Below are 24015 nucleotides of genomic sequence, written 5' to 3'. Positions count from 1 at the left end.
TTGATGGTTGGCCAGATCGGTTGAGTGATAGGTGCCCAACTTTCAGAACGGGCTTGCGGTAGGCCGCACGACTATTTCGCTGACGTCGACATCCGCCGGCTGCTCTACGGCGTAGGCGATGGCGCGAGCGATGGCGTCAGGTGCGATGGCAATGCGGCGGAACTCCTGCATGGCCGACCGTGCGGTGTCGTCGGAAATCGAATCGGCCAGTTCGGACTCCACGACGCCCGGGCAGATCACCGTCACGCGGACCTTGTCGGTCTCCTGACGCAGCCCGTCGGAAATGGCGCGCACGGCAAACTTGGTGGCGCAGTAGACGGCTGCGGTCGGCGTTACGGATAGCCCACCGATCGACGAGATATTGATGATCTGGCCTTGGCCCTGCTGCTCCATGGCCGGCAGGACCGCCGCAATGCCGTGCAGTACGCCACGGATGTTCACGTCAATCATCCGGTTCCACTCGGTTACCTTCAGCGCGTTCAACGGCGACAAGGGCATCACCGGCATTGTTGACAAGCACGTCAATGCGGCCAAACGTATCGAGCGCAAAGCGGGCGAAGGCCGCGACGTCCTCGGATGAGGTGACGTCGAGTTCGCGGTAGCGGACGATGCCGCCGGCTGACTGCAGCGACTCCGTCAGCTCGACGAGCCGGTCGGTGCGGCGCGCGCCGATGACAAGCCGATGGCCTTGCGCCGCGAGCAAACGGGCGGCGCCTTCGCCAATGCCGCTGCTTGCGCCGGTGATCAGAATAACTTTGGACTCGGTGGATGAGATTGCCATCTTGCATACTCCTATTGTTGGTTCGAAATTGGCCGCGCCTGTCACTGATAGCGCGGAGGACGACCTTGCCGGAGCTCGGCCTGTTGAACCGCTATGTGTTCATCGGCCGGTGAATGAATGGTAGGAAAGACGGCATCGCAGGCGAATACATGGAGCGATGCCATCGTTGCCTAATCCTATTGATTCGGTTGGCGCATACAGCGGAGGTGAATAAAATGCTGTCTGTCGAAACTTCGGGAGAGCGTGGTGCGAAACAATCGCAATCCGGTTTCCATCCGGATGGTCCGGCTACTGGAGAAACTTGCACCCAGCGAGGGTTACACCCAGTCGGCGCTCGATACCGTGCGGCTGATGCGATCTGATCGCCCGCTCGGGCGCACGCCCGTTTTGTACGAGCCGAGCATCGTGATCGTTTGCCAGGGGCGCAAGCTTGGATTCCTTGGCAACGAGGTGTACGTCTACGATGCGCAGCACTATCTCGTGCTGTCCGTCCCCCTACCGTTCTCGACGGAAACGCAGGCCTCGCCGGACGAGCCAATGCTTGCGGTATCAATCCGGCTGGACCTGCTCGAACTGAGCGAGCTCATCGCGCACATCGGTGCGGCTAGGCAGCATCCCGAAGCGGCGCCAGCAGGCATCGTCTCCACACCGCTGGACGACAAGCTCGCGGGCGCGACAATACGGTTGCTGGAAGCGTTGACTGAGCCGCTCGATGCACAGGTACTGGGGCCGGCGATCGTGCGCGAAATCTGCTATCGCGTACTCACTGGCGAGCAGGGTGCGGCAATGCGTGCGGCGCTGGCACATCACGGCCGCTTCGGACGAGTGGCGCGGGCACTCAAGCGGATCCACACCGAATATGCGGAGCCGCTCAACGTCGCGCGTCTTGCCGAGGAAGCGGGCATGAGCGTTCCCGCGTTTCACGCTAATTTCCGTACGGTGACCCAGACATCGCCGATCCAGTACATCAAGTCCACCCGCCTTCATCAGGCGCGCCTCATGATGATCCGTGATGGTGTGACTGCGGCGGCGGCAGCCGGACGCGTTGGGTACGAAAGCGCGTCTCAGTTCAGCCGGGAGTTCAAGCGCCTGTTTGGCCGGACACCGGTCGAAGAGGTGCGGGACATGCGCGAATCATTTACGCTCTCGCCGGCGGTCCGCTTCGGGACCTGAGCTTCGATAAGCGCCCATATCGAGTATCACCTTCCCGCGCACGTGGCCGCTCATGCTCCGTGCAAGAGCATGGCTTGCCTTTGGAAAAGGGAAGACCGAATCGATGTGCGTGCCCAATTGGCCTGAGCCATGGAGGGCGGCTAACGTTGTAAGCAGCGCTTCATCGGCGCGCGTGGCGAAGTTTTTGCCGGTGGCACCGACATGGTTGCCAAGGACTGGGTCCGGCTTGCTGACGGTAGACGCTAGTGTTCCTCCCGGCTTCAGCACGGACCACGATCGGGCCTGCGTATCGCCACCCACCAGGTCCAGCACCACATCAAATTTCGATGTGCGCGCCGCAAAATGTTCTCGGTTGTAGTCGATCACGTCCGTGGCGCCGAGGCTTTGCACCTAGTCCCGATTGCCGGCCGACGCGGTGGCGCTCACGTGGGCGCCCGCCAGTCTCGCAAGTTGCACAGCGACGCTGCCCACACCACCTGCTGCGGCATGAATCAGAACTGTCTGACCGGCCTGCAACGCGCCATACTCGTGCAGCGCCTGCCAGGCCGTTGAGCGACGCAGCGGGAACCGCAGCCGCCTCGAGGAAACCAAGGGACGCCGGTTTGCGCGCAAGCCGGGCAGCGTCGACAACAGCGCGCGTGGCGAAGGCACCGACGATGCCGATAAACCCCATCACCTCGTCGCCTGGTGCCAGCGTGGTGACGTTGCGTCCTACCGCGATGACGGTGCCCGCAACATCGACGCCGGGCGTGAACGGTAACCGCAGCGGTATGAACGGCGATCGAAATATTCGCGCAGGTGCGCGATCCGGCCATTACGGGCGGTGAGGAAGACGACGTACTACTGCCGGTCGACGTTTCATTGGGCAGACACGTGGTCGTCTTGCTATCTGTATCTCATTGCCATGCGAGGAGGGGCACTTGCGGTGCGACGGCGATTCCACTCACTCACTCACGTGATGTCCAGTCCATTCTCGTTATATAAGGTTCCGGTGCGCATTCTCTTGTGTCGCTGGTGAACGTGACAAGTCGCTCGAGGCCATGATCGAGCATGAGCAGTACGGGCATCTCCGACTACTCAATGACTTCCGCAACTATCTTGCGATCCAGCGGGACATGTCGCGCCGCGAGTTGGTGGGGCGTTCGCTGAGTGACGCGGGCTACACCGGCAAGAATGTCGCCGGCAGGGCGCACGTCAGCGTCAAAAGCGGTGCGACCGTGACCAACGGTCAGATGGTCGCGATGAGCATGCCGGGCTACCTAGACGCGAAGAGCGGCCCGCGTCCCGCCTACGCATGCTTCGTCATTAACGCGGGGCCGGTGCAGGCGCTCACCGACATGCTCGAAATCTTCGACGACGAGGCGAAGATACTCGGCATCGTTTACGCGCGTTATTGAGCTGGCGTCATTGCGGCGGCACCGGAATCATCCACGGAAACACATACGCCTGCAGCATCGCAATCACGCCGATCACCGCCGCGCCCGCGATCGAATGGAAGAACACGGTCCGGAAGATCGGCCCGAGCGCAAAAGCGCGTTCCTTGGGATCGTCGTAGCACGCGGCGCATGCGACCATGATCGATTGCGCATCGATCATCTTGCCCATCACGCCGCCCGTCGAATTCGTCGCGACGATCAGGATTGGATTCAGGTTGAGCTGTTGCGCGGTGATGCGCTGCAAACTGCCGAAGAGCGCGTTCGACGCCGTGTCCGAACCGGTCAGGAACACGCCGAGCCAACCGAGGAACGCCGCGAAGAACGGGTAGAACACGCCCGCGCCCGTGAAAGCGAGTCCGAGCACCGCGTCGGTGCCCGAGTAGCGCGTAAGAAAGCCGAGGCCCAGCACCTGCGCGATCACCAGCACGGGAATCTTCATGCGGCGCATGGTCTGCATGAAGGCGTCCTTCCATTGCACGGCGGACAGACGCAGCACGAAGCCCGACAGCATGGCCGCGACGAACACGCCGGTGCCCGCCGCCGATAGCCAGTTGATCGTGAAGCGGGCCGCTTCCGCTTTGGCGTTGACGGGCGCGACCGGCGGCATCCGATGCACGAGGTTGTGCAGCGCGGGCATGTCCCAGACGGGCAAGGACAGCGTGCCTTTGAAGGGCGAGCCGAGGAGCGTCGTCGAGAAGGTGACACCGGCGAACAGGCTGTTGAGGAATTTCTTGAATTCGGGCACGCCCCACAGCGCGCAACACGCGATCAGAATCACCCAGGGCATCCACGCATACACGGTTTCGCCGACAGAGTATTTGTACTTCCACTCCGACTTGTCGGTCGCGACCGTGGCCGTGCTCTTGCCCTGCCGCGCGAGCGCCTCGCGCTCGGACCTGAGCAGAAAGCGCGTCTTCGGATGCCAGACGAAGCGCAGGAACAGCGCCGTGCAGATCACCGAAAACACGCCCGACACCACATCGGTCATCAGATGGAGCGCGTGACTTCCGGACGCGTAAAACTGCATCAGCGCGAACGATCCGCCCGCGCACAGCATCGCCGGCCAGACTTCGAAGACTTCCTTCCAGGATCCGCCCTCCATCTTCACGAAGGTCGCGACGAGCCAGAACGGCACGAGCAGCGATACGAACGGCAACTGGTGGCCGGCCATCGCGGAGAGCGTGACCTGATCGAGCTCGCTCACGGCGGCGAGCGTGACGATCGGCGTGCCGATCGCGCCCCACGCGACCGGCGCCGTATTCGCGAGCAGGTTGAGCACGGCGGACTGAAACGGCCTGAAGCCGAGCCCGACCATCACCGCGCCGGCGATCGCCACGGGCGTGCCGAATCCGGACGTGCCTTCGATGATCGCGCCGAACGAAAACGCAATCAGCACGCATTGCAGCCTGCGGTCGAACGAGATATGGACGATCGATTCCTTGACGATCTCGAACTTGCCGGTGACGACGCTCATCGTGTAAAGGAACATCGCGGCCAGCACGATCCAGATGATGCCGAGAAAACCGGACAGCGAGCCGAGCGCGAACGCCGACACCGCCGAGGCCACCGGCATCCGGAACACCAGACAGGAGACGATGAACGCGGCGATCACGCCGAACAACGCCGCGTAAGGCGCTGAAATGCCGAGATGGACGTTGCCCTGCGAATCGCGATGGCGATGCAGCGCGATGAAGTAGAGCAGCGTCAGAATGGGGATGGCCGCGACGATCGTCGAAAGGAATACGTTGCCCAACGGGTTGTAGGTCTGCTGGTACATGTCGTTTCCTTTTTCGGTCTTAGGATTCGAACGCTGCCCGCAGTCCAGACGAGACTTCACGCCGGCGGGAAGTGCGAGCACCCGGGCAACAACCTGTTCCTTACAGATTTACTACCGATTCTTTGAGGTATAGCGGGGGGAAGGGTCGAATGCAAGTTTTGCGGCGGCCCGCGGGGAGGCTCGACGAAAACTTCCGAAGGCCGCAGTGGTGCCGTAGGGTCCACCCTCACTCAACGGGAGGGAGGTTCGCAGGTTTGCTAGAGCGCCTGTCAGCATGGGGAACGATTGATAAGGGACGTCGCGGTGCCGTCACCGGACAGCAGAAGGGCCGCATCTGGATGCCGCCCCCGAAACAGGCTCAGAGCTTGCTATCTATTCCAACACGGGAGGTCTTCATGTTCAAACTCTTCGGTCTTTTGACCCTTGCCGTAGCGTTCTCCGGATGCGTTGCCGCTCCGCCGTACGGCTACAGCGAGCCCGTATATGGACCCGGCTACTACGCGCCGGGCCCCAGCATCGGCGTTGGCATTGGCGGTGGCAGCTTTGGATCGGGAGTGGGCGTCGGCGTAGGCGTCGGGTTCTGAGCTGGACGCATTCCTGATACCAATGGCTCCTCAGTCGCGGGACATCGAGCAGCTTCCTGAATACCGTGCCTCTCTCGCGCTTCGGGCCGTTTATGGCCTGCCTGCAACGGGCAGCGATAGAAGTCACGCTTGTCAATATCGGATTCTGAGCGGCTCCGGATGATCACGGGTAATGACGAGCTTCGCGGCTGCGGGGTACCCCGCGATCGTCAAAGGGCTCGGATATTGGTTGCATACGGGCGGACCGGTGCCCCCGAAGCTGGAGCGGACGGTCAAGGGCACCGCCGGACCTGCGGAGGCGAAGTACACCGTGACCTCGCCACCCCGTCTGACCGGAATCGCGAACCGGGGTCCCCACGCGGACAGGATGACGGGATCGCCGCTGCAATCCGTCGACGTGAATTGGCCGGACGAAACAGCGAGCCATTGGAAATCGGTCGCGGAGAAGTGGAAGCTCGCGTCCTGGATCCGCGTGATGGGCACGACGGTGGTCGCGTCCCCGGCCGTGAACGCGACACCGTTTTGACCGCTGAAACTTGCGAGATTGCCGATCACGCGTCCGTTCGCATCGAAGACTCTTAGGAGGCGATGTTTCGCGTGATGCGCAGAATCGTCCGCAAGCGGCGCGATCGTATAGAGCGCGAACAGTGCTCCAGCCAGGAAGCGTTTCATATCGGCCTCCATGAGGACCGCACTCCGACCGCATCAGAAGACGATGCGCAACGGTTCGGGATGACGCTGAGTCAGCGGATACGTGCTTCTGACCGCCCAATACAGCGAGCCTTGGTCGTACGGCGTCGGGCTGCATGAGGTCGCGCCGGAACCATCCGTCTGCCTCAACGACCACACATGCACATTGCCGGAATACCCCTCGACGGCGGTATAAACCGTCACGTCGACACCGTCTCTGACCGCGATGGACGGCGTTGGACTGGCCGATAAGGGAACCAACACGCTTCCGCTGCAGTCGGCCGACGCGTACCCGACGGACGGATAGCCGACCCATTCGTACTCCGATGCCGAGTACTGGGACGGACCGATGCGCTTGTGATCGACGATGACGAACACGGGCTCGCCGTCTATCGCGATATACACGCCGACGACGCCCGCGAAAAACGCCAGCGGTCCGACCGCGCGCCCTTGCGCGTCGTACACCATTGGCAGGCGCGCTTCGTCGCGCGCATCGCGTCCCCGGTCAACGCGCCCGCCTGCGGCACTCAGACTAGCGCACAAGATGAGCAGCATAACGAGGAATCGTCCCACGACGCGTCTCCGTCTATCGCAGCTGGTCAATAGCCGATCGTCAGCGGCTCGGGATAATGGGCCGTCAGCGGATAACTCGTCTCCGCGGTGAACGCGGGCACGGGCGCGGTCGAAGGCGGCATGTGACCGATGACCGGAGGCGGCTTGCACGTCGTTCCGTCGGACACCGCGACGATCTGCGCCGGCGACGAGACGGTATCGCCCGCGATCAGGAGCGTGACCTCGGCGCCATTTCTCATCGCGATGGAAGGACGCGGGCCGCTCCAAGGAGAGATGATCGGCGAACCGCTGCAGTCGGTGGTCGAATACTGGAACGGGCCGAACGTCTTCCACTGGAATCTCGACGAATCGGTGTCGTTGACATCGATGCGCAGCCATGTCACGGCGGCGAAGACGATCGCGCCGTCTACATCGAGATAAACGCCGTCACCGCTGCGATCCGACGCGAGCCGTCCGACAAGTTTGCCGTTCGCATCAAACACCTTGAGGACGCGCTGATTGTCGCGTCGTTGACGCTCGCGAGCGTCGTCCGCATCCGCATGTAGCGACATCGCGCTCATGAATAACCCGACCATGAGAAGGAGCAAGCGCCGCATGAGCGTCTCCTCTGACCGATGCCGTCCGCACGGCTTGCGGCCCGGATCTGTCTGCTCAATCAGGATAGGCTCGCGATGCCTTCATTTCAAGGACGATGCATGCCCACGCCGGGTTGTCGACGCCCAGAAGCAATGGACATCAATACCTGGATCGTCGAAAATCGCAGCACGTGCATCGACGGTCTGACCGAGCCTGGACAATGTAAGTTGCCCAAGAAAGGAGCGCATCATGCCCGCCCTATCCCTTTCGAGCGGTACAGTAGTCAACGAGATTGCGGAACGCATCTATCGCATCTCCACTCCAGTCGAAATCCCCGGCGGTGGAGGATTCTCGTTCAACCAGTATCTAATCGACGACGACGAACCCCTGCTATTTCACACCGGCCTGCGCAGGATGTTTCCCGTCGTCCGTGAAGCAGTCGAGCGCATAGTACCAATCGATCGACTGCGCTATATCGGTTTCTCCCATTTCGAGGCCGACGAATGCGGCGCACTCAACGAGTTTCTCGCGGTCGCGCCGCGTGCGGAGCCACTGTGCGGCCAAGTCGCGGCCATGGTTTCAGTTAGCGATTATGCCGACCGGCCGCCACGCGCGCTCAGTGATGACGAGACGATCTCGCTCGGGCAGCACAGCGTGCGGTGGCTTGATACGCCGCATCTACCGCACGCGTGGGAATGCGGATTTCTCATGGAGACTGCGTCGGCAACGCTGCTCTGTGGGGACTTGTTTACCCAAGGCGGTTCGCATCCCCCGCCACTTACCGAGGGTGACATCCTCGAACCCAGCGAAACGTTCCGTCAAAAGATGGATTACTTCTCACACACCAGGTACGCCCGCCAAATGCTAGAACGCCTTGCTGCATTGCAGCCGACAACGCTGGCCTGCATGCACGGCAGCGCTTGGCATGGCGATGGTGCGGCCTTGTTGCGCGCGCTCGCTGACAGCGTCGAACGCGCCTGACTAAAGTGCGGCGCAGAAGAGCGAGAGACAGCAAGCGGCCAATTTTTCCAGCCTGTCGAATACTCGGGGGTTCAACGTGACGGTTGCGCGAAGGGGTTGATTAGCTGCACCTTCTTTCGGTCTTCTACTCGCTCGAGCAGTTGCACCTTGCCCCAATCGGCGCACAGTGCTTCCAGTTCCCGCACTACGTTTGATTCCAGTGCCTGCAATCCCGCGTCGCCCTGGAAGTTCGATTTGAATGCGTGGAGGAGGCGGTGCTGAAGAAGGCGTGTCACGTCCTCAATTCGTCCGGGCGCGTTCGAGTCAGCGAACAAGACCGTCTCGGGCGAGAACGGGTCGTAGTAAATCAAGTTTGGATACTCGGCGTTCACCGCAACCTTGGGCTCATCACTGACTAGCAATGAGCCGAGCAGTTGGACAGAGCCTTTCATGCCCTTGGGCGTTTTGAAAACCCATAGGCGCTTCGGCAACCGCTCCTTGAGTTCAGCTATCTTCGCGCTGTTGGAGCCGAAGTAGCCGACCTGACCGTTCTTCAAGTCCGGCTCGAACTTCTGCCAATAGTAAAAGATATCCATTTCCCGCCTGTCCGCCTTTGTCGGTTAGTCATTTGCGACGACGTAATGGTACCAACAGCGTACTCCGAGTTCGGGAGATGATTACAGAGTCCTCGCGTATACCCGCACTGGGGGTGAGAGGCCGTGTCCGGCGATTCAGAGGGTTGGTCCTCGCTCCGACGGCCATCGCCTGGTGTTTCCACGTTGCCAACAGAAGCTTTGTGATGTGTCGCAATCCATCACACACTTCGCTGCCGCGACCTGACGGAGTGAAAAAGAGGATTCCAGATTTGCCATTTGTAAACAGTAAGTTGGGCCCGTTCGTAGTGACAGGATTGAGCTTGGCACAGAACGTGTCTATAGCTAAGCGAGCGCAGATGCGAGCCGCTCAATCACAATCCCGTTCCTTACCCCACATTACTTTTAGGGTGAATCGAAATGAGCACGCTGACTATTGTTGACCTTCGCCAGGAAAAGGAACTGTCTCGTACCGAGATGGCCCGTGTCGTAGGTGGGCATGATGTGGAGAAAGAAAAAGCACTTGTTGAAGCCTACCGTGTTATCCACGACATAAACACACTGGAAAATACGCCCGACCCAGCCCCTGCCCACGTTGGCATGAAGCTGTGATTATCGACCCTTGAGAAAGGGCATGGGTTGTCCTCAAGGGAATGCGTGCCGCGTGGCGTAGCAGCTGCACCGATACGTCACGCGGCGCTTGCACGCGAAGTTGCACAGCTAAGACATAAAACCGGCAAATTCAGGAACCGATGGCTTTCGTGGCTACTCCTCGAACGGGTTGCGGGGGTCTTTTGTTTCGGTACTAAGGTTGTACTCGGCACGCACAGCTTTAAGCACGCCCTCGATGTCGCGCTCGAAGCCGACTGCGTTCCCGAAATTGCTCATGTTCCAATTGCAGCCTGTTTTGTCGGTCTCTTGTAACTGGGGCCGCGGCACACGAATCTTCACTCCATCCTCGACGACTTCTTGCAGTCGATGAATTCGACGGTCGACCTCTTGCTGGAGCCGCGAAGCATTAAGCGTCTTGCGTATCACCCGAGTCTCCTTTTCGAGAATCTGAGCCAGTCTGGCTCATTCGCGGTGTTCCGCGACCTATGATCGACATGCGACTTGCCTGCACAGAACGCTCGATTGGCGCGACAAGGAGCGTGACCAAATTAAGCGCTCTCAGCGCGCGGGTTCGTCCGGTGCATCGTTATGCTGCAAGTTGATGCTCGTAGCAAGGCTGTCTCTATCATCCGATATTGCATACATTGCTTCTGCCTGCGGCCTCGACCTCCGGTGAGGGCTCATCCGTGATTGCGGCAAAAGAAAGTAAGTCGCGTTCTCCAGGCGAGCGCCAGCGCGACCTTCTCGTACTTCGCTTTCTTGATGTTTTCGAAAAAGACATCAACGAGCATCACTGCATGTGTGTAACCGAAGCACTTCACATCATAGTTCACAGGTTTGCCGGCGATTCGGCACTGGTATCGCAGTGGCTTTACCACGTACTTGCCATTCTCCATCACAAGGACTGGCGCATACCCCGTCTGAAGCCGAAAACATCGTCGCTGACTACAACCTCAGCCGAACTCATGAGCTATCCGAATGGTCGTTTCGCGCGTAGGTGTGGGCTCGTTACGGGCCGCCAGCGGCCCGGCACCGCGAAGGGCGTAATGTGCGTAACGCCGGAGACGAGACCGGCAATGTGAATGTCATTATCTGGCCGTCGCTCCTTGAGAAGCAAAGAAGGGAAGCACGCCGCCCGGCTCGGCCGCTCTCCGGAACGCGGCTTGCTTAAGCCTCAAGTGCACATCACACCTGGAGGCACCCATGGCAGGCGACACCGCATACAAGCCCGGCGAAATCGTGAAGGTCAGCGGCATCTACTCGGTCGTACACGAGGACGGCAAGAATACGTTTGAAGTGACCTGTGTGGAGGGAGAGCACTTCCCGCCGACGCGAAGTGGGAAGGGAGCGCATTTCGAACTAAAGTACGCCGCGACGCATGCTCACAAACACGACGAGTTGAAGGGCACGGAGGCGCGCAACTGACATGGGGAACTGGCCATGGCGCATGCCGACAATGGAGACAATCAGCTGCGCCGTGGTTTCGTGCGTCGTACCTAGCGTTGCATTAACGCAATTCAGGCCCGTAACGAGACGGGCGTCTGTTTATCCTGGAGCTGGCTTCAATGTCCGAACACGTCTATAAACTTCTTGAGGTGACCGGTTCGTCCGCGATTTCATCCGACGACGCGGTGCAGGCCGCGCTTGAGAAAGCGTCTGCTACAGTGCACAACCTTGAATGGTTCAACATTCAGGAGGTTCGAGGTCATATTGAAGGCGGAAAAATCCTTCACTGGCAGGTGACGCTCAAGGCAGGCTTCCGCATCGAAGACTGATTGGCTATGTGGAGCAGCCGGGAGTGAAACAAGACGGTGGCGAAGCCGAGGCCATCTTGCGAGTCGCGAATGCAGCGCGAGAGGTGCTATCGGCGGCGGAGGCATTGGAAGAACATGCCAAGGCCAAGAGCAACGAAGGCGCCCGGGCTTTGCACCTGGCGCGCCTCACCGCTGCTGTTGATGACCTTCAATCGGCGCGCGATGCGCTGGACGAGCTTCTCGCCAAGAAGTTACGCTGACTTTGTCCGCAACGCTCGTCACTTTGCGACTTATGTTGTGCCGCGCTCGAGTCTCCGCGCAAAACCGCTTACGGCAGACGCTTGATCGCTGCTGCCAAAGATTGTCTGGCCGACCAGAAGTCCTTCCACGGGTCGCTCGCCTGGAAGCTCAGATATTCACGTGCCGTCTGGACATTCCACTGAGCGCCGGTCTTGAGGTCGGAAAGCTGCTCCCAAGCGACCGGCATCGAGACGCCCATTCCAGGTCGAGCCCGAGCGGAGAATGCCGAAGCGGTTGTTTGTCCTTTCCCGTTGCGCAGATAGTCGACATAGATTTTGCCGACTCGATTAGATGGTCCAGACACCGCCGAAAAGCGTTCAGGGATAGTCTTGGCAAGATGCCGAACGAACGATTGCGAGAAAGCCTTCACCTTCGCGTAGTCCAATCGCGGAGCCAGCGGCACGACGACATGCAACCCTTTGCCGCCGCTTGTCTTGAGCCAGGCCTGGATACCTAACTCGGACAGCAGTGTCCGAACCAGCATTGCCGCCTCCTGGACGTGATTCCATTTCACCGCCTCACCGGGGTCCAAGTCGAAGATGACTCTGTCAGGCGCGTCAAGCCGACGGACCACCGAGTTCCATGTATGGAATTCGATGGTGTTCATCTGAGCCGCGCTCAGCAACGCGTCCGCCGTATCGACCGTCAATAATGGCGGATGCTTTGGCCACAAATCGCGACTGTGAGCAGTCAGGCCAGGCATCGCGGTGCGCTCGGCGTGTTTCTGAAAGAAAAGGTTACCAGCGACACCGTCCGGCGCGCGAACGAGCGCGACAGGCCGATCTTTGATGTGAGGTAGCATCCGCTCCGCAACGCTCGCGTAATACCGAACAAGGTCTGCCTTCGTGACTGACGCCGACGAATCGATAACGCGCTCGGGATGGGTAATCTTGAGTTGCGGGGGCGGCTCGGGAGCTTGCGTCTTTCCACCCTCACGGACGACGGTGCGAGCAGTTTTGTCCAGGCGTAACCCGATAAAGGATGCTTGCCTTACCACACCTTCCGCCGTCCAGGCTGCAAACTCCACCTCTGCAACCAAAGTTGGTTGAACCCACCTCTCGCTGCCGGCTGCACGCTTGGACCATCGTCCGGGCTTCTTGACAGGCGTGTCGAACGGCGTCTTGTCAACCTCGAGAGGCGCGAGGCGGTGCCAAAGGTCTCGTGCGGTTTTGGAATCCCATCCGGTGCCGACACTTCCGGCGTCATGGAGCTTGTCGCCAACGTAATAGCCGAGCAACAAGCTGCCGACTTCCCCATCGTTGCCGCCACGTGCGGTCATGCCGCAAACAACGAACTCCTGTCTCAAGCGTGTCTTCGCTTTGAGCCACGTTTGCGTCCGGCCCGACTCATAAAGCGCATCTCGCCTTTTGAGAATCAGGCCCTCCAGGCCCAGTCCTGCAGCAGCCTGAAAAACCTGTGCGGCCGGTGCGTCGAAATTTTGACTGAACAACAGGTGTTCGCCCGAGTCCTCTAGAAGCTGTGCGAGTCGTGCTCGCCTTGCCCAGAGCGGCACTTTCCTGAGGTCGTCCCCGTCGATATACATCAGGTCAAAAAGGAAGAAGACAATTTCCTGATTCTTGGCGCCGTCAATGGCATCCTGAAGTGCCGAGAAGCTGGGAATGCCGTCCTTGAGCACGACAATCTCGCCGTCAATCCAGGCGCTTGAAAGCGGGAGTTCCAATAGCTCGGCGGCGAGCGTCGCAAACTTTGCCGTCCAGTCGTGGCCGTTTCGCGTGAACAATTTCACGCGCTTCTTATCAATTCGGGCGAGGAGGCGATAGCCGTCCAGTTTCGTTTCGGTTATCCAATCGCCGACCGCAGGCAGCGACTCAGCAAGCGTGGCCAGTTGTGGCTCCAGCTTTGCAGGCAGCGGCGCTCGTATTGCGGCCGACAGGTCAATCCGGAATTCGGCTGCGCGCGAGCGTCGCGCCGCCCTTGGCTCACGTTCTTCAATGAGCCCAAGCGGCTTCGCGGTGACGCTGTCAGGAAGCGCCTTTATCACATCGTACTCAGCGAGCGGGCGAGCCCACTCGTCGCGCTTTTTGAAGAGCATCCACTGGTCTTGCTTGTCGCCGGCCTTCGAAATGCGCACCAGCTCCCATAGGCCGGCGAGCTTCTCACCGTGCAGCCGAAAGACCAGCTTGCCCGCTTCCATTCCTTTAGCGGCGTCGCCCACCGGCTCCCACGTTCCGCGGTCCCACACAATGACAGTGCCGGCACCGTATTGCTTTGGAGGGATGGTGCCCTCGAAGGCAGCGTAATCGACGGGATGGTCCTCTACATGCACCGCCATCTGCTTTTTCCCGGGGTCGTAGCATGGACCTTTGGGTACCGCCCACGACAACAGCACGCCATTGAACTCGAGTCGAAAGTCGTAGTGCAGACGGCTCGCCCAGTGCTTCTGGATAACGAATCTGAGGCTACCAGTACCGACGGTCGTGTCACTGGTCGGTGCTGCCGGCTCGGGCGTGACGTTGAAGTCCCGCTTTTTCCGGTAGCGGGCCAGCGGGGGCGAGTTCGTGTCACGGGTAGGAACCATGATGGCGGTCCATAAGCAGAGCGGTGACCAAGCGCAGCTTGCCACCTCGAGCAAACTTTCAAACCAGCCGACGAAGCAAGCGACATGCCGTTCCGTTGCATGACGCCGGAAGCCGGAATGGCCTTCATCGCGGTTGCTGCCGTGCGGCGGCACACCTGGTGCTATCCTGTTTGCACGCCCTGGCGGCCGTGGGCGACGATTTCATCCTTTTCGTCCGGCGAAAGGCTAACAGCCGGCCAGGAGAAGCTCATGGTTGCTCGCTCCATTGCATCGCTTTCTCTGTCCTTTGGACTGGTCTCTATTCCCGTTCGACTGTACTCCGCCACAGAGAGCTCGTCCGACATTCGATTCAACCTGCTGGCCCCCGACGGCTCACGTGTGAAACAGCAGTATGTCTCGGAATCCACTGGGCAGGTCGTCGAGCGGGCTTCCATGCAGAAGGGTTACCAGTTTGAGAAGGACCGCTATGTCGTCTTCACCGGCGACGAATTGAAGGCGCTGGAGGAAGGCGCGAGTCATGTCGTCGAGATAGTCTCATTCGTTCCGGAAAAGTCAGTCGATCCCGTGTTTTACGACAAAGCGTATTTCATTGCGCCCGATAAACGCGGCGGGAAGCCATACAGCCTCTTGCAGCAGGCGCTCGCCGAGACCGGCAGATGTGCCTTGGCAAAATGGTCGTACAAAGGCAAGACGCGAATCGTCCAGGTTCGTCCAACGCCGGACGGCATGGTTTTTCAGCAGTTGCTGTTCGCAGACGAAGTCCGGTCTCTGAAGGACTTGAATATCGAACATGTCGCAGTTTCCGATTCCGAATTGAAGCTCGCGGTGCAAATCATCGAGCAGGGCGCAGAGGACAACTACGACGCTTCGGCCTACGAGGATGAAGAGAAAAAGCGCGTCCTGGCAGCTATCGACCGCAAGATTGAAGGCAAACAAATCGTAGCGCCCGAGGCTGGCGAAGCTGCACCGACTGGCGAAGTGATTGACTTGATGGAAGCGTTGCGCGCGAGTCTCGCCAAGAGCGGCGAGAAGACAAAGCCCACAGAAAAGCGGAAGACTGCGTCGAAAGCTGTTGAAGAACCGGTGGTTCCAAAAACACGCAAACCTGCCGCACGAGCGCCGAAGGTTGCCGCCGAAACTCCGGCGAAGGCGCGCGCACGCAAGTGAGCAAACGCGACGTATCGCACTACGTCTCACTCGCCAAGCTTCAATCGATGCTTGGCGTCTCGCGCGGCATCGTCGATGGACTCATCGAGTTAGGTCTCGTGACGCCTACCCGGGGACCTCGTAACGCCTTGCGCTTCACGTTCCAAGATGTCGTCCTTTTGCGCACGGCATTGCAGTTGCGGACGGCGAAGACCACGCCGCGTAAGCTGCGAGAGGCGCTCGCCCGACTCAAGCGCGACCTTCCTGACGAGCTTCCATTGTCCGGCATCCGCATCGCTGCCGAGGGAGACGCGATTGTCGTCAAGACGGGACCGTCGCGCTGGGACGCGGTAACGGGTCAGATGCTGCTCGACTTCGAAGTGGCCAGGGTCGGAGGCGATGTCGTGCTCTTTGACGCGACGCCAGAGCGCAAAAACACTGCGGCTGCCCAGGCACAGGAACGATATGAATTGGCTGAACAGTTGCTGGCGGCTGACCCGCGCGCTGCCGAGCGGAACTACAGGCGCGCCATCGAGCTGTCTCCCGAGCCCTTTTACGCTGCGTACGTCGACCTCGGCGCCTTATTGTGCGAGGACGAACATCAATGCGGTGAGGCGCTGCGCGTGTTCGACCAGGCGCTAGAGCATTTCCCGGACGATGCCGTGCTGCATTTCAACCGAGCGGTGGCGCTCGACACGATGGGGCGGCTCGATGAGGCAAGGAGGAGCTATGAACAGTGCCTCGCCATCGACCCGAATTACGCAGACGCTCACCACAACCTTGCCATCGTTCTCGACAAGCGCGGTGACCGGCGCGGCTTGATTCGCCACCTGAACGCTTACCGCAAGCTGAGTAATTGAATCCGGCAAGACGCTCCACATAGCCCTCTACCGCGGGCAAGGATGAGGGTCGAACGGTGTCTTAGCTTCAGGTGTCGCCCTTTGCTTTCGAAGCCCGGGAGGTAGACGAACCTGCGTGGCCCAAATTTTGAAAGACAGAATCCAGACTGAATCGGCATGAGACATTCGAGGCGTGTCACAGCGAACGCGCCGCATGTTGAAGGCATTCGAGCAACACCGTCGCGGCGGGCGTCAACGGACTGTCCCGCCGCGTCACGACGCGCACCGACACCGCGGGCAACGCATCGGCGATCGGAAAAACGGCGAGTCCTTCGCTGACCCACGGGTGTTCCAGCAACGCGGCGGGCATTGCGGCCAGCGCATCCGATCCGCGCAACAAGCCATGCGCGATGATGAAGCTCGGACACTCGATCACGCGCCTCGGCACCGCCAGACCGCGCTCGGCATACGAATCGAGCAGCGCCTGCGTCGAGCTTTCCGGCGACGGATTCAGGAGCCACTCCGCATCCGAGAGTTCCGCCAGCGACGTGCAGTGCCGCAACGGATGATCCGCCCGCCCGACGATCGCCGAGCGGCTCTCATACAGTTCGATGTGGTCGAACTCCGGCGCGAGATGCTCGGGCACGACCACCGCGACGACGAAGTCGAGCGAGCCGTCGCGCAAACGCGGCATCGCGACACCCGGAAAACCCTCGATGAAACTCACGCGCGCGTTCGGCATCTGTCGCCGGAACGCGCGATACGCCTGCGGCAGTATCGATAGCGCAGCCGTGGGCGTGACGGCCGCGCTCACACTTCCCGCACCCGCGCCTTTCATTTGCGTGATGTCGTCTTCGGCGCGGCGCATCTCGCTCACGATGAGATGCGCCCGCACGCGCAACTGCTGCCCGAATGCGGTCAACTGCACGCCGCGCGCGGTGCGTAGAACCAGCGGCACGCCGAGATCCTGTTCCAGCTCCTTGATTGCCTTCGTAAGCGCCGCCTGTGACAGATGAAGGCTGCGCGCGGCTGCACGGATGCTGCCTTGCTCGGCGGTCGTCAGAAACGCGCGCAACTGATGAATCTTCATGCTCATGAGCGACATCCTAGGGTTAGCACCGACAACCGATGGTATTCACGCAATAAATTTACCGTCTTTTGGTTTGCTTTTCGGCTTTATATGCTTGGGTTCACGTTGAATCCGCATCGAGCAAGGAGTGTCACATGCTGTCAGTCGAGCCCGTCATCCCCGGCATTGCCGCCATCGCAGCGCAATTCGTCGAAGTACGCCGGCGCATCCACGCGCATCCCGAGCTTGCGTACGAAGAAACGCAAACGAGCGATCTCGTGGCGGGACTGCTCACTCAATGGGGCTACGCCGTGCATCGCGGGCTCGGCAAGACGGGCGTCGTCGGCGTGTTGAAGGAGGGCGCGGGCAGCAAGCGCATCGGCCTGCGCGCGGACATGGATGCCTTGCCCATCGAAGAAGCGACCGGCCTGCCGTACGCCAGCAAGCACGCGCGAACGATGCACGCATGCGGCCACGACGGCCATACCGCGATGCTCCTGTGCGCGGCGCGCTATCTTGCCGAGAGCCGCCAGTTTTCCGGCACGCTGATCGTCATCTTCCAGCCCGCCGAGGAAGGCGAGGCGGGCGCGCGCGCGATGATCGAAGACGGCCTCTTCGAAAAGTTTCCGTGCGATGCCGTGTTCGGCCTGCACAACATGCCCGGCCTGCCCGCGGGCGACATGTTCTTCACGCCGGGCCCGGGCATGGCTTCGTCCGACCGCGTGAACATCACCGTGCGCGGCGTCGGCGGTCATGGCGCGATGCCGCATGTCGCATGCGATCCGATGCCGGCCGTCGCGTCGATCATGCTGGGCCTGAACAGCATCGTCGCGCGCGAAGTGGATGCGCAGAAGCCTGCCGTCGTCACCGTCGGCAGCGTGCAGGCAGGCGAGGCGTGCAACGTGATTCCCGAGACCGCGCTGATGAAGCTCTCGGTGCGCGCGCTCGACGCGGGCGTGCGCAAGCAGCTCCAGGAACGCATCACGGCGCTCGCAAATGCGCAGGCGCTTGCATTCGGCTGCACGGCGCAGATCGATTACGAACTCGGCTATCCGGTGCTCGTGAATCACGAAGAGCCGACCGCCTTCGCCACCGATGTCGCGACGAAGATGCTCGGCGCGCAGCGCGTCGAGCCGGCCGCGCGGCCGCTGATGGGCAGCGAGGACTTCGCGTTCATGCTCGAAGCCTGCCCCGGCACCTATGCGTGGATCGGCAACGGCGTCGGCTCGAAGGGCGGCTGCATGGTCCACAACCCGGCCTACGATTTCAACGACGACATCCTCGCTATCGGTGCGAGCTACTGGGTGCGCCTGGCCGAAGCCTGGCTCGCCGACTGATCCCTTCGGAGCACATCATGAACGCACCCACCATCGCCCGCGCGCCGGCGAATGTATCGACGCCCACGAGCCGCGCAGCGCGCACGCGGCTTGTCATGGCGGCGGCAGTCGGCAATGCGCTCGAGTTCTACGACTTCACGGTCTATGCGTTCTTCGCGCTCGTCATCGGCAAGCTGTTCTTTCCGGTGCACGATCCGGTCGGCCAGTTGCTCCTTGCCGTGGCGAGCTTCGGCGTCGGGTTCTTCACGCGGCCCGTGGGCGGCCTGTTGATCGGCATGTACGCCGACCGCGCCGGACGCAAGAAAGCGATGCTGCTCACGCTCGGCCTGATGGCGCTCGGCACCGCGATGATCGCGGCCGCGCCGACGTTCGCGCAGATCGGCATCGCCGCGCCCGTCATCCTCGTGATCGCGCGCCTGATACAAGGCTTCTCGGCGGGCGGCGAAGTGGGCGCATCGACCACGCTGCTGCTCGAACAGGCGCCGTCGAATCGACGCGGCTTCTACGCATCGTGGCAGTTCGCGAGTCAGGGACTCTCGGCGCTCGCGGGCGCGCTGACCGGCGTCGTGCTGACGGCATCGCTCACGTCCTCGCAACTGGAGAGCTGGGGCTGGCGCGTGCCGTTCATCATCGGCACCGCGATCGTGCCGGTCGGCTGGTGGCTGCGCCGCACGATGGAAGAAGCGCCGCGCGAAAGCGTGGCCGCCGCGCCGAAAGCGCCGAAGCTCCCGCTCGTCACCGTGCTTCGCGAGCATGGCCGCGCGGTGCTCAACGGTTTGGGTCTCACGATCGGCGGCACGTCGGCGCACTTCATCATCGTGTTCTATCTGTCGATCTACGGCGTGAAGACGCTCGGCCTGCCGGGCTGGACGTCGATGCTCTCCGGCTGCGTATCGGGCGCGATTCTCTTCATCGTTGCGCCGATCGGCGGGTATCTGTCGGATCGCATCGGCCGCAACAAGCTCGCGCAGACGACGCGCATCCTGCTCATGCTCGCGATCTGGCCGGCGTTCGCGCTCCTGAACATGTCGCCGACGACCGAAACGCTGCTCGCGGTCGTCACGGCGCTCTCGATCGTGCATTCGCTCAATGTCGGCCCGACCGGCGCGATGCTCGGCGAACTGTTCCCGCGTTCCGTGCGGGCGACGGGCGCGGCGATCGTCTACAGCCTGGGCGTCGCGATCTTCGGCGGCTTTGCGCAGTTTTTCGTGACTTCGCTCATCGTCATCACGAAGAGCGTGATGGCGCCCGCGTGGTACGTGATCGGCTGCGGCGTGTTCTCCGTGATCGCCGTGGCGTGCATGCGCGACAGATCGAAGGACGCGCTCGACTGATCGTCAAATCTTGCGCCTGACGCGCGCCGGATGCGAAGCGAGGTGTATAACTCGACGTATCCGGGTTTTGAAAAAGGCCGCTCGCGCGGTCTTTTTCACTGGATCCCACACTATGAAGAAAGCGCGATAAAGGGGACATCCATGCGCAAGCTACGCTCGCAAAGCTGGTTCGGCGGCAACGACAAAGACGCCTTCATCCACCGCTCGTGGATGAAAAATCAGGGCATCCCTCACGATCAGTTCGATGGCCGGCCGGTCATCGGCATCTGCAATACATGGTCGGAACTCACGCCTTGCAACGCGCATTTCCGCGAGCTCGCCGAGTATGTGAAGCGCGGCGTGCGCGAGGCGGGCGGCCTGCCGCTCGAATTCCCGGTGATGTCGCTCGGCGAATCGAATCTGCGGCCCACGGCGATGCTGTTTCGCAACCTCGCGTCGATGGACGTCGAAGAGTCGATCCGCGGCAATCCCATCGATGGCGTCATTCTTCTCGTCGGCTGCGACAAGACCACGCCGGCCCTGCTGATGGGCGCGGCGTCGTGCAATCTGCCCGCGCTCGCGGTATCGGGCGGACCGATGCTGAACGGGCGCTTTCGCGGCGGCACGATCGGTTCGGGCACGGGCGTATGGCAGATGTCGGAGGAAGTGCGCGCGGGCAAGATGACGCAGGAGGAATTCGTCGAAGCCGAATCGTGCATGAACCGCTCGCGCGGCCATTGCATGACGATGGGCACTGCGTCCACGATGGCGTCGATGGTCGAATCGCTCGGCATGGGCCTGCCGCACAACGCCGCGATTCCCGCCGTCGACGCGCGCCGTCAGGTGCTCGCGCATATGGCGGGGCGGCGCATCGTCGGGATGGTCAAGGAGGATCTCACGATGGACAAGATCCTCACGCGCGAAGCCTTCGAGAACGCGATCCGCACGAACGCGGCCATCGGCGGATCGACGAATGCGGTCGTGCATCTGATTGCGCTGGCGAAACGCATCGGCGTCGAACTGAAGCTCGAGGACTGGGAACTCGGGTCCGACGTGCCGTGCCTCGTGAACCTGCAACCATCGGGCGAGTATCTGATGGAAGACTTCTATTACGCGGGCGGCTTGCCCGCGGTCCTGCGTCAGCTCGGCGAGCAAGGCTTGCTGCATCGCGATGCGCTCACGGTGAACGGCCGGACGATCTGGGACAACGTGAGCGAAGCGCCCAACTACGACGATAAGGTCATCACCCGGTTCGAGAAGCCGTTCAAGCCGCACGCGGGCATCGCGGTGCTGAAGGGCAATCTCGCGCCGAACGGCGCGGTCATCAAGCCATCGGCGGCGACGCAATCCTTGCTGAAGCATCGCGGGCGCGCGGTCGTGTTCGAAAACGTCGAGGACTTGCACGCGAAAGTCGACGACGATTCGCTCGATATCGACGAGCACTGCATCATGGTCCTGAAGGGCGCGGGGCCGAAGGGTTATCCGGGTTTCGCCGAAGTCGGCAACATGCCGCTGCCGAAAAAAGTGCTGCAAAAGGGCATCACCGACATGGTCCGCATTTCCGATGGCCGCATGAGCGGCACCGCATACGGCGCGGTCGTGCTGCACGTGTCACCGGAGGCCGCGGCGGGCGGCCCGCTTGCGCTCGTGCAGACAGGCGACATGATCGAGCTCGACGTCGAGGCGCGCCGTCTGCATCTCGAAGTGTCGGACGAAGAACTGGCAAAGCGCCGCGCCGCATGGCAAGCGCCCGAGCTGCCGAGGCGGGGCTATTACCGCTTGTACGTGGAGCATGTCTTGCAGGCGGATCAGGGCGCGGACCTGGATTTCCTCGTCGGTTCGAGCGGCGCGCCGGTGCCGCGCGATTCACATTGAGCGGAGACGATCGATGTCACAACATCAAACGCCGCCGTCCGGCATGTGGCCGGTGCTCTACGCCTACTTCGACGCGCTGAACCGGCTCGACGGCGACGCCACGCGCAGACAGATCGACGCGACCATCGCGGCGGGCGCGCCCGCGATCGTCACGCTCGGTCTTGCAACTGAAGTGAATCGCCTGTCCGACGCCGAAAAGCGCACGATGATCGACGACTGTGCCGCGCACATCGCGGGCCGCGTGCCGCTCGCGGTCACGATCACCGGCGACAGCATCGAGCGCCAAGTCGCGCTCGCTGACTACGCGCTCGAACGCGGCGCATCATGGCTCATCCTTCAGCCGCCATCGATACGCGGCGAGCCCGAAGCCTTCTATTACGAGTTCTTCGCATCGGTGCTCGAACGAACCGGCGCGAACGCAGGCATTCAGAACGCGCCGGAATATCTCGGCGTTGGTCTGTCCGCCGAATCGATCGCCGCGCTCGCGGCCGAGCAGCCCAACTTTCGTTTGCTGAAAGGCGAAGGCCCGGCCGGGACGATCCGCGCGACCATCGAACGCCTGCGCGCGCTCGAACAGCCTCTCGCGGTGTTCAACGGACGCGGCGGTCAGGAACTCGTCGACAACCTGCGCGCGGGCTGCGACGGCCTGATCGTCGCGCCGGATGCGTTCGATCGCCAGGTGGCGATCCATCAGGCGTTCGTCGAAGGGCACGAGCACGACGCCGAATCGCTGTATGCACAAACGCTGCCGGAAATCGTCTTCGTGATGCAGTCCCTGGAAACGCTCACCTGTTACGGCAAGCGCATCGCGGCATGGCGCATGGGCTTCGATGTCGTGCACGATCGCGGCGCGCGACCGACCCCGTTCGGCATCGAATGCGCACGGCGGTTCGCGCAACGCCTCGGGCCGGCGTCGCGCGTTTTGCGTGGATGAATCATCGAACCGGGCGGCGCGCGAAGCGCTGCTCGATCACCGACGTCCCCCATTGCGTGCCTTCGGCTTCATCGGTCAAGGTGAAGCCGAAGGATTCGTACAGATGGCGCGCGGCGTCGAGGCTCTTGAAGGTCCAGAGATACGTCTCGTCGTAGTGGGCATCGACGAAATCCATCGCGCGCGCCATCAGTTGCCGGCCCACGCCGCTGCCGCGCAATGTATCGTCGATGATGAACCAGCGCAGATGCGCGACGCGCGTCTTCGCATCGCCGTCGATGGCGAGCGAGCCGAGCGTGCGTTCGCCGTCCATGACGAGCCACAGCGCCTTGCCGGGCGCGGGCAGGCTCTCGGCGAACGCGGCCAGTTCGGTGGCGACCTTGCGCTCGAAGTAGACGCCAAAGCCCGCATGATGCGCATAGAAGCGCGCGTGCAGGCTCGTTACATCGCCGATGCAGCCCGGCCGGTATCCCTCGACGACGCGCGCATTCGGCGCCTGCGCGGCGTGCGCCGTCTTGTGGTCGTGACCGTGCGCGAGCGCATCGGCGTAGAGCGCGAGCGAGCGCACGAGCGTCTGCTGATCCTCGGGCACCATGCGGCGCAGCGCATCGGAGACCTGATCGGTCGCGAACTTGTCGATCTTTCTGCGCAGCTTCTGGCCTGCCGCCGTGAGATAGAGCTCGGACGAGCGCGCATCATCGCTGGATGTTTGCCGCGTGACGAGCCCCGCCGCTTCGAGCCGCGCAATCTGCCGGCTCGCGTTGGACTTGTCCAGTCGCAAGATCTGCGCGATGTCGCGCGCCTGAATGCCGGGTGTCGCGCCGATCTCGATGATCGCGTGCACCGCTGACGGCGGCAGGCCGCTCTCGGCGAGCGTGTTGCGCATGAAGCCCAGTTCGCGCACGAGCTTGCGCGAGAACTCGCGCAATTCGAGGATCGTTTTATCGCGGGATTGAACGGGTGTGTCGATGAAATCCATGACGGCTCCATCGGTTGCAAAGCGCAACCATGTCCGTTCAATTTAGTTGCGGCATGCAACTTTCGCAAGAAAAATCGTGCTCCCGAAAATGCTCACCTTTAGCCGCGATCGCGTGCGAATGGATCTCCACAGTTGCCTTGCACAGCGCAGTGATTCGAATGCGTGTCGAGAACCGAAG

General features: G+C 61.6%; 24 protein-coding genes and 2 pseudogenes. 13 read left to right on the top strand and 13 right to left on the bottom strand.

Features of this window, described 5'->3' with window-relative positions; genetic code table 11:
- Positions 1-42: 42 nt before the first annotated feature.
- Positions 43-781: pseudogene (locus tag NCS58_RS21320) on the bottom strand (SDR family oxidoreductase).
- A 279-nt stretch (positions 782-1060) separates the two neighbouring features.
- On the opposite strand from NCS58_RS21320, the gene NCS58_RS21315 reads away from it, so the two are divergent.
- Positions 1061-1954, top strand: coding sequence for an AraC family transcriptional regulator (locus NCS58_RS21315; protein ID WP_061120418.1), 894 nt, complete (start codon positions 1061-1063; stop codon positions 1952-1954).
- Here the strand turns inward: NCS58_RS21315 and NCS58_RS21310 are convergent.
- Both NCS58_RS21310 and NCS58_RS21305 read right to left on the bottom strand, forming a co-directional pair.
- On the bottom strand, positions 1916-2320 hold the full coding sequence (locus NCS58_RS21310; RefSeq protein WP_250477534.1) for a zinc-binding dehydrogenase: 405 nt from the start codon (positions 2318-2320) through the stop codon (positions 1916-1918). The genes NCS58_RS21315 and NCS58_RS21310 overlap by 39 nt on opposite strands.
- Positions 2271-2675, bottom strand: coding sequence for a hypothetical protein (locus NCS58_RS21305; protein WP_250538877.1), 405 nt, complete (start codon positions 2673-2675; stop codon positions 2271-2273). The genes NCS58_RS21310 and NCS58_RS21305 overlap by 50 nt, the downstream gene beginning before the upstream one ends.
- Before the next feature lie 319 nt (positions 2676-2994).
- Here NCS58_RS21305 and NCS58_RS21300 point away from each other — a divergent pair, with 319 nt between their 5' ends.
- Positions 2995-3351, top strand: coding sequence for a hypothetical protein (locus NCS58_RS21300; protein WP_061120417.1), 357 nt, complete (start codon positions 2995-2997; stop codon positions 3349-3351).
- 7 nt (positions 3352-3358) lie between these two features.
- On the opposite strand, the gene NCS58_RS21295 is transcribed toward NCS58_RS21300, so the two are convergent.
- From NCS58_RS21295 to NCS58_RS21275, 4 genes are all read right to left on the bottom strand, one after another.
- A complete protein-coding gene (locus NCS58_RS21295) occupies positions 3359-5167 on the bottom strand; it encodes an L-lactate permease (protein ID WP_061120416.1) in 1809 nt (602 codons plus the stop codon).
- A 716-nt stretch (positions 5168-5883) separates the two neighbouring features.
- The gene (locus NCS58_RS21285; protein ID WP_061120477.1) at positions 5884-6423 is read right to left on the bottom strand and encodes a hypothetical protein; all 540 of its coding nucleotides are present in this window, start codon (positions 6421-6423) and stop codon (positions 5884-5886) included.
- A 33-nt stretch (positions 6424-6456) separates the two neighbouring features.
- Positions 6457-6996, bottom strand: a complete 540-nt coding sequence (locus tag NCS58_RS21280; RefSeq protein WP_250477532.1) for a hypothetical protein — start codon at positions 6994-6996, stop codon at positions 6457-6459.
- A gap of 44 nt (positions 6997-7040) precedes the next feature.
- Positions 7041-7610, bottom strand: coding sequence for a hypothetical protein (locus NCS58_RS21275; RefSeq protein WP_061120414.1), 570 nt, complete (start codon positions 7608-7610; stop codon positions 7041-7043).
- 229 nt (positions 7611-7839) lie between these two features.
- On the opposite strand from NCS58_RS21275, the gene NCS58_RS21270 reads away from it, so the two are divergent.
- Positions 7840-8571: a hypothetical protein gene (locus NCS58_RS21270; protein WP_061120413.1), complete on the top strand. Its 732-nt coding sequence runs from the start codon at positions 7840-7842 to the stop codon at positions 8569-8571.
- A 71-nt stretch (positions 8572-8642) separates the two neighbouring features.
- Here the strand turns inward: NCS58_RS21270 and NCS58_RS21265 are convergent, their stop codons facing one another.
- Positions 8643-9146, bottom strand: a complete 504-nt coding sequence (locus NCS58_RS21265) for a hypothetical protein (protein WP_061120412.1) — start codon at positions 9144-9146, stop codon at positions 8643-8645.
- Between the two features lie 417 nt (positions 9147-9563).
- Here NCS58_RS21265 and NCS58_RS21260 point away from each other — a divergent pair, with 417 nt between their 5' ends.
- Complete coding sequence (locus tag NCS58_RS21260) at positions 9564-9755, top strand: hypothetical protein (protein WP_061120411.1); 192 nt, start codon at positions 9564-9566, stop codon at positions 9753-9755.
- Positions 9756-9908: 153 nt separating this feature from the next.
- On the opposite strand, the gene NCS58_RS21255 is transcribed toward NCS58_RS21260, so the two are convergent.
- On the bottom strand, positions 9909-10181 hold the full coding sequence (locus NCS58_RS21255) for a hypothetical protein (RefSeq protein ID WP_061120410.1): 273 nt from the start codon (positions 10179-10181) through the stop codon (positions 9909-9911).
- A gap of 226 nt (positions 10182-10407) precedes the next feature.
- Positions 10408-10669 (bottom strand): annotated as a pseudogene (locus NCS58_RS21250) (hypothetical protein); the annotation flags it as partial.
- A 289-nt stretch (positions 10670-10958) separates the two neighbouring features.
- On the opposite strand from NCS58_RS21250, the gene NCS58_RS21245 reads away from it, so the two are divergent.
- The 3 genes from NCS58_RS21245 (at position 10959) to NCS58_RS21235 (ending at position 11769) form a co-directional block, all read left to right on the top strand.
- The gene (locus tag NCS58_RS21245) at positions 10959-11180 is read left to right on the top strand and encodes a hypothetical protein (RefSeq protein ID WP_061120408.1); all 222 of its coding nucleotides are present in this window, start codon (positions 10959-10961) and stop codon (positions 11178-11180) included.
- 140 nt (positions 11181-11320) lie between these two features.
- Positions 11321-11530 (top strand): dodecin, encoded by a 210-nt coding sequence (locus NCS58_RS21240; protein WP_061120407.1) that lies wholly within the window; start codon positions 11321-11323, stop codon positions 11528-11530.
- A 23-nt stretch (positions 11531-11553) separates the two neighbouring features.
- Positions 11554-11769, top strand: coding sequence for a hypothetical protein (locus NCS58_RS21235; RefSeq protein WP_143756389.1), 216 nt, complete (start codon positions 11554-11556; stop codon positions 11767-11769).
- Positions 11770-11837: 68 nt separating this feature from the next.
- Here the strand turns inward: NCS58_RS21235 and ligD are convergent, their stop codons facing one another.
- A complete protein-coding gene (ligD, locus tag NCS58_RS21230) occupies positions 11838-14348 on the bottom strand; it encodes a DNA ligase D (protein WP_250477531.1) in 2511 nt (836 codons plus the stop codon).
- 249 nt (positions 14349-14597) lie between these two features.
- On the opposite strand from ligD, the gene NCS58_RS21225 reads away from it, so the two are divergent.
- Positions 14598-15515: a Ku protein gene (locus NCS58_RS21225; protein ID WP_061120475.1), complete on the top strand. Its 918-nt coding sequence runs from the start codon at positions 14598-14600 to the stop codon at positions 15513-15515.
- Positions 15512-16354: a tetratricopeptide repeat protein gene (locus NCS58_RS21220; protein WP_061120405.1), complete on the top strand. Its 843-nt coding sequence runs from the start codon at positions 15512-15514 to the stop codon at positions 16352-16354. Before NCS58_RS21225 ends, NCS58_RS21220 begins: the two co-directional genes overlap by 4 nt.
- 175 nt (positions 16355-16529) lie before the next feature.
- Here the strand turns inward: NCS58_RS21220 and NCS58_RS21215 are convergent, their stop codons facing one another.
- On the bottom strand, positions 16530-17423 hold the full coding sequence (locus NCS58_RS21215; protein WP_061120474.1) for a LysR substrate-binding domain-containing protein: 894 nt from the start codon (positions 17421-17423) through the stop codon (positions 16530-16532).
- 134 nt (positions 17424-17557) lie between these two features.
- Here NCS58_RS21215 and NCS58_RS21210 point away from each other — a divergent pair, with 134 nt between their 5' ends.
- The 4 genes from NCS58_RS21210 to NCS58_RS21195 all read left to right on the top strand — a co-directional run bounded on the left by NCS58_RS21210 (position 17558) and on the right by NCS58_RS21195 (position 22861).
- On the top strand, positions 17558-18739 hold the full coding sequence (locus NCS58_RS21210; protein ID WP_061120404.1) for a M20 aminoacylase family protein: 1182 nt from the start codon (positions 17558-17560) through the stop codon (positions 18737-18739).
- A 17-nt stretch (positions 18740-18756) separates the two neighbouring features.
- On the top strand, positions 18757-20073 hold the full coding sequence (locus NCS58_RS21205) for an MFS transporter (RefSeq protein ID WP_061120403.1): 1317 nt from the start codon (positions 18757-18759) through the stop codon (positions 20071-20073).
- Positions 20074-20214: 141 nt separating this feature from the next.
- Positions 20215-21927 (top strand): IlvD/Edd family dehydratase, encoded by a 1713-nt coding sequence (locus tag NCS58_RS21200; RefSeq protein ID WP_061120037.1) that lies wholly within the window; start codon positions 20215-20217, stop codon positions 21925-21927.
- Between the two features lie 13 nt (positions 21928-21940).
- The gene (locus NCS58_RS21195) at positions 21941-22861 is read left to right on the top strand and encodes a dihydrodipicolinate synthase family protein (RefSeq protein WP_250477530.1); all 921 of its coding nucleotides are present in this window, start codon (positions 21941-21943) and stop codon (positions 22859-22861) included.
- Between the two features lies 1 nt (position 22862).
- Here the strand turns inward: NCS58_RS21195 and NCS58_RS21190 are convergent, their stop codons facing one another.
- Positions 22863-23837: a helix-turn-helix domain-containing GNAT family N-acetyltransferase gene (locus NCS58_RS21190; RefSeq protein WP_061120036.1), complete on the bottom strand. Its 975-nt coding sequence runs from the start codon at positions 23835-23837 to the stop codon at positions 22863-22865.
- Positions 23838-24015: the final 178 nt, after the last annotated feature.

The organism is Caballeronia sp. INML3B (assembly GCF_023631305.1).
Classification (GTDB): Bacteria; Pseudomonadota; Gammaproteobacteria; order Burkholderiales; family Burkholderiaceae; genus Caballeronia; species Caballeronia turbans.
This window is presented reverse-complemented; position numbering and strand designations above follow the sequence as displayed.

Excerpts from the sequence above, each read along its gene's own strand:
- NCS58_RS21190 (WP_061120036.1), bottom strand. The coding sequence starts at position 23,837 with ATGGATTTCATCGACACACCCGTTCAATCCCGCGATAAAACGATCCTC.
- NCS58_RS21275 (WP_061120414.1), bottom strand. The coding sequence starts at position 7,610 with ATGCGGCGCTTGCTCCTTCTCATGGTCGGGTTATTCATGAGCGCGATG.
- NCS58_RS21195 (WP_250477530.1), top strand. The coding sequence starts at position 21,941 with ATGTCACAACATCAAACGCCGCCGTCCGGCATGTGGCCGGTGCTCTAC.
- NCS58_RS21315 (WP_061120418.1), top strand. The coding sequence starts at position 1,061 with ATGGTCCGGCTACTGGAGAAACTTGCACCCAGCGAGGGTTACACCCAG.
- NCS58_RS21210 (WP_061120404.1), top strand. The coding sequence starts at position 17,558 with ATGCTGTCAGTCGAGCCCGTCATCCCCGGCATTGCCGCCATCGCAGCG.
- NCS58_RS21280 (WP_250477532.1), bottom strand. The coding sequence starts at position 6,996 with ATGCTGCTCATCTTGTGCGCTAGTCTGAGTGCCGCAGGCGGGCGCGTT.
- NCS58_RS21200 (WP_061120037.1), top strand. The coding sequence starts at position 20,215 with ATGCGCAAGCTACGCTCGCAAAGCTGGTTCGGCGGCAACGACAAAGAC.
- NCS58_RS21270 (WP_061120413.1), top strand. The coding sequence starts at position 7,840 with ATGCCCGCCCTATCCCTTTCGAGCGGTACAGTAGTCAACGAGATTGCG.
- NCS58_RS21285 (WP_061120477.1), bottom strand. The coding sequence starts at position 6,423 with ATGAAACGCTTCCTGGCTGGAGCACTGTTCGCGCTCTATACGATCGCG.
- NCS58_RS21240 (WP_061120407.1), top strand. The coding sequence starts at position 11,321 with ATGTCCGAACACGTCTATAAACTTCTTGAGGTGACCGGTTCGTCCGCG.
- NCS58_RS21300 (WP_061120417.1), top strand. The coding sequence starts at position 2,995 with ATGATCGAGCATGAGCAGTACGGGCATCTCCGACTACTCAATGACTTC.
- NCS58_RS21295 (WP_061120416.1), bottom strand. The coding sequence starts at position 5,167 with ATGTACCAGCAGACCTACAACCCGTTGGGCAACGTATTCCTTTCGACG.
- NCS58_RS21225 (WP_061120475.1), top strand. The coding sequence starts at position 14,598 with ATGGTTGCTCGCTCCATTGCATCGCTTTCTCTGTCCTTTGGACTGGTC.
- NCS58_RS21205 (WP_061120403.1), top strand. The coding sequence starts at position 18,757 with ATGAACGCACCCACCATCGCCCGCGCGCCGGCGAATGTATCGACGCCC.
- ligD (WP_250477531.1), bottom strand. The coding sequence starts at position 14,348 with ATGGTTCCTACCCGTGACACGAACTCGCCCCCGCTGGCCCGCTACCGG.
- NCS58_RS21245 (WP_061120408.1), top strand. The coding sequence starts at position 10,959 with ATGGCAGGCGACACCGCATACAAGCCCGGCGAAATCGTGAAGGTCAGC.
- NCS58_RS21265 (WP_061120412.1), bottom strand. The coding sequence starts at position 9,146 with ATGGATATCTTTTACTATTGGCAGAAGTTCGAGCCGGACTTGAAGAAC.
- NCS58_RS21260 (WP_061120411.1), top strand. The coding sequence starts at position 9,564 with ATGAGCACGCTGACTATTGTTGACCTTCGCCAGGAAAAGGAACTGTCT.
- NCS58_RS21215 (WP_061120474.1), bottom strand. The coding sequence starts at position 17,423 with ATGAAGATTCATCAGTTGCGCGCGTTTCTGACGACCGCCGAGCAAGGC.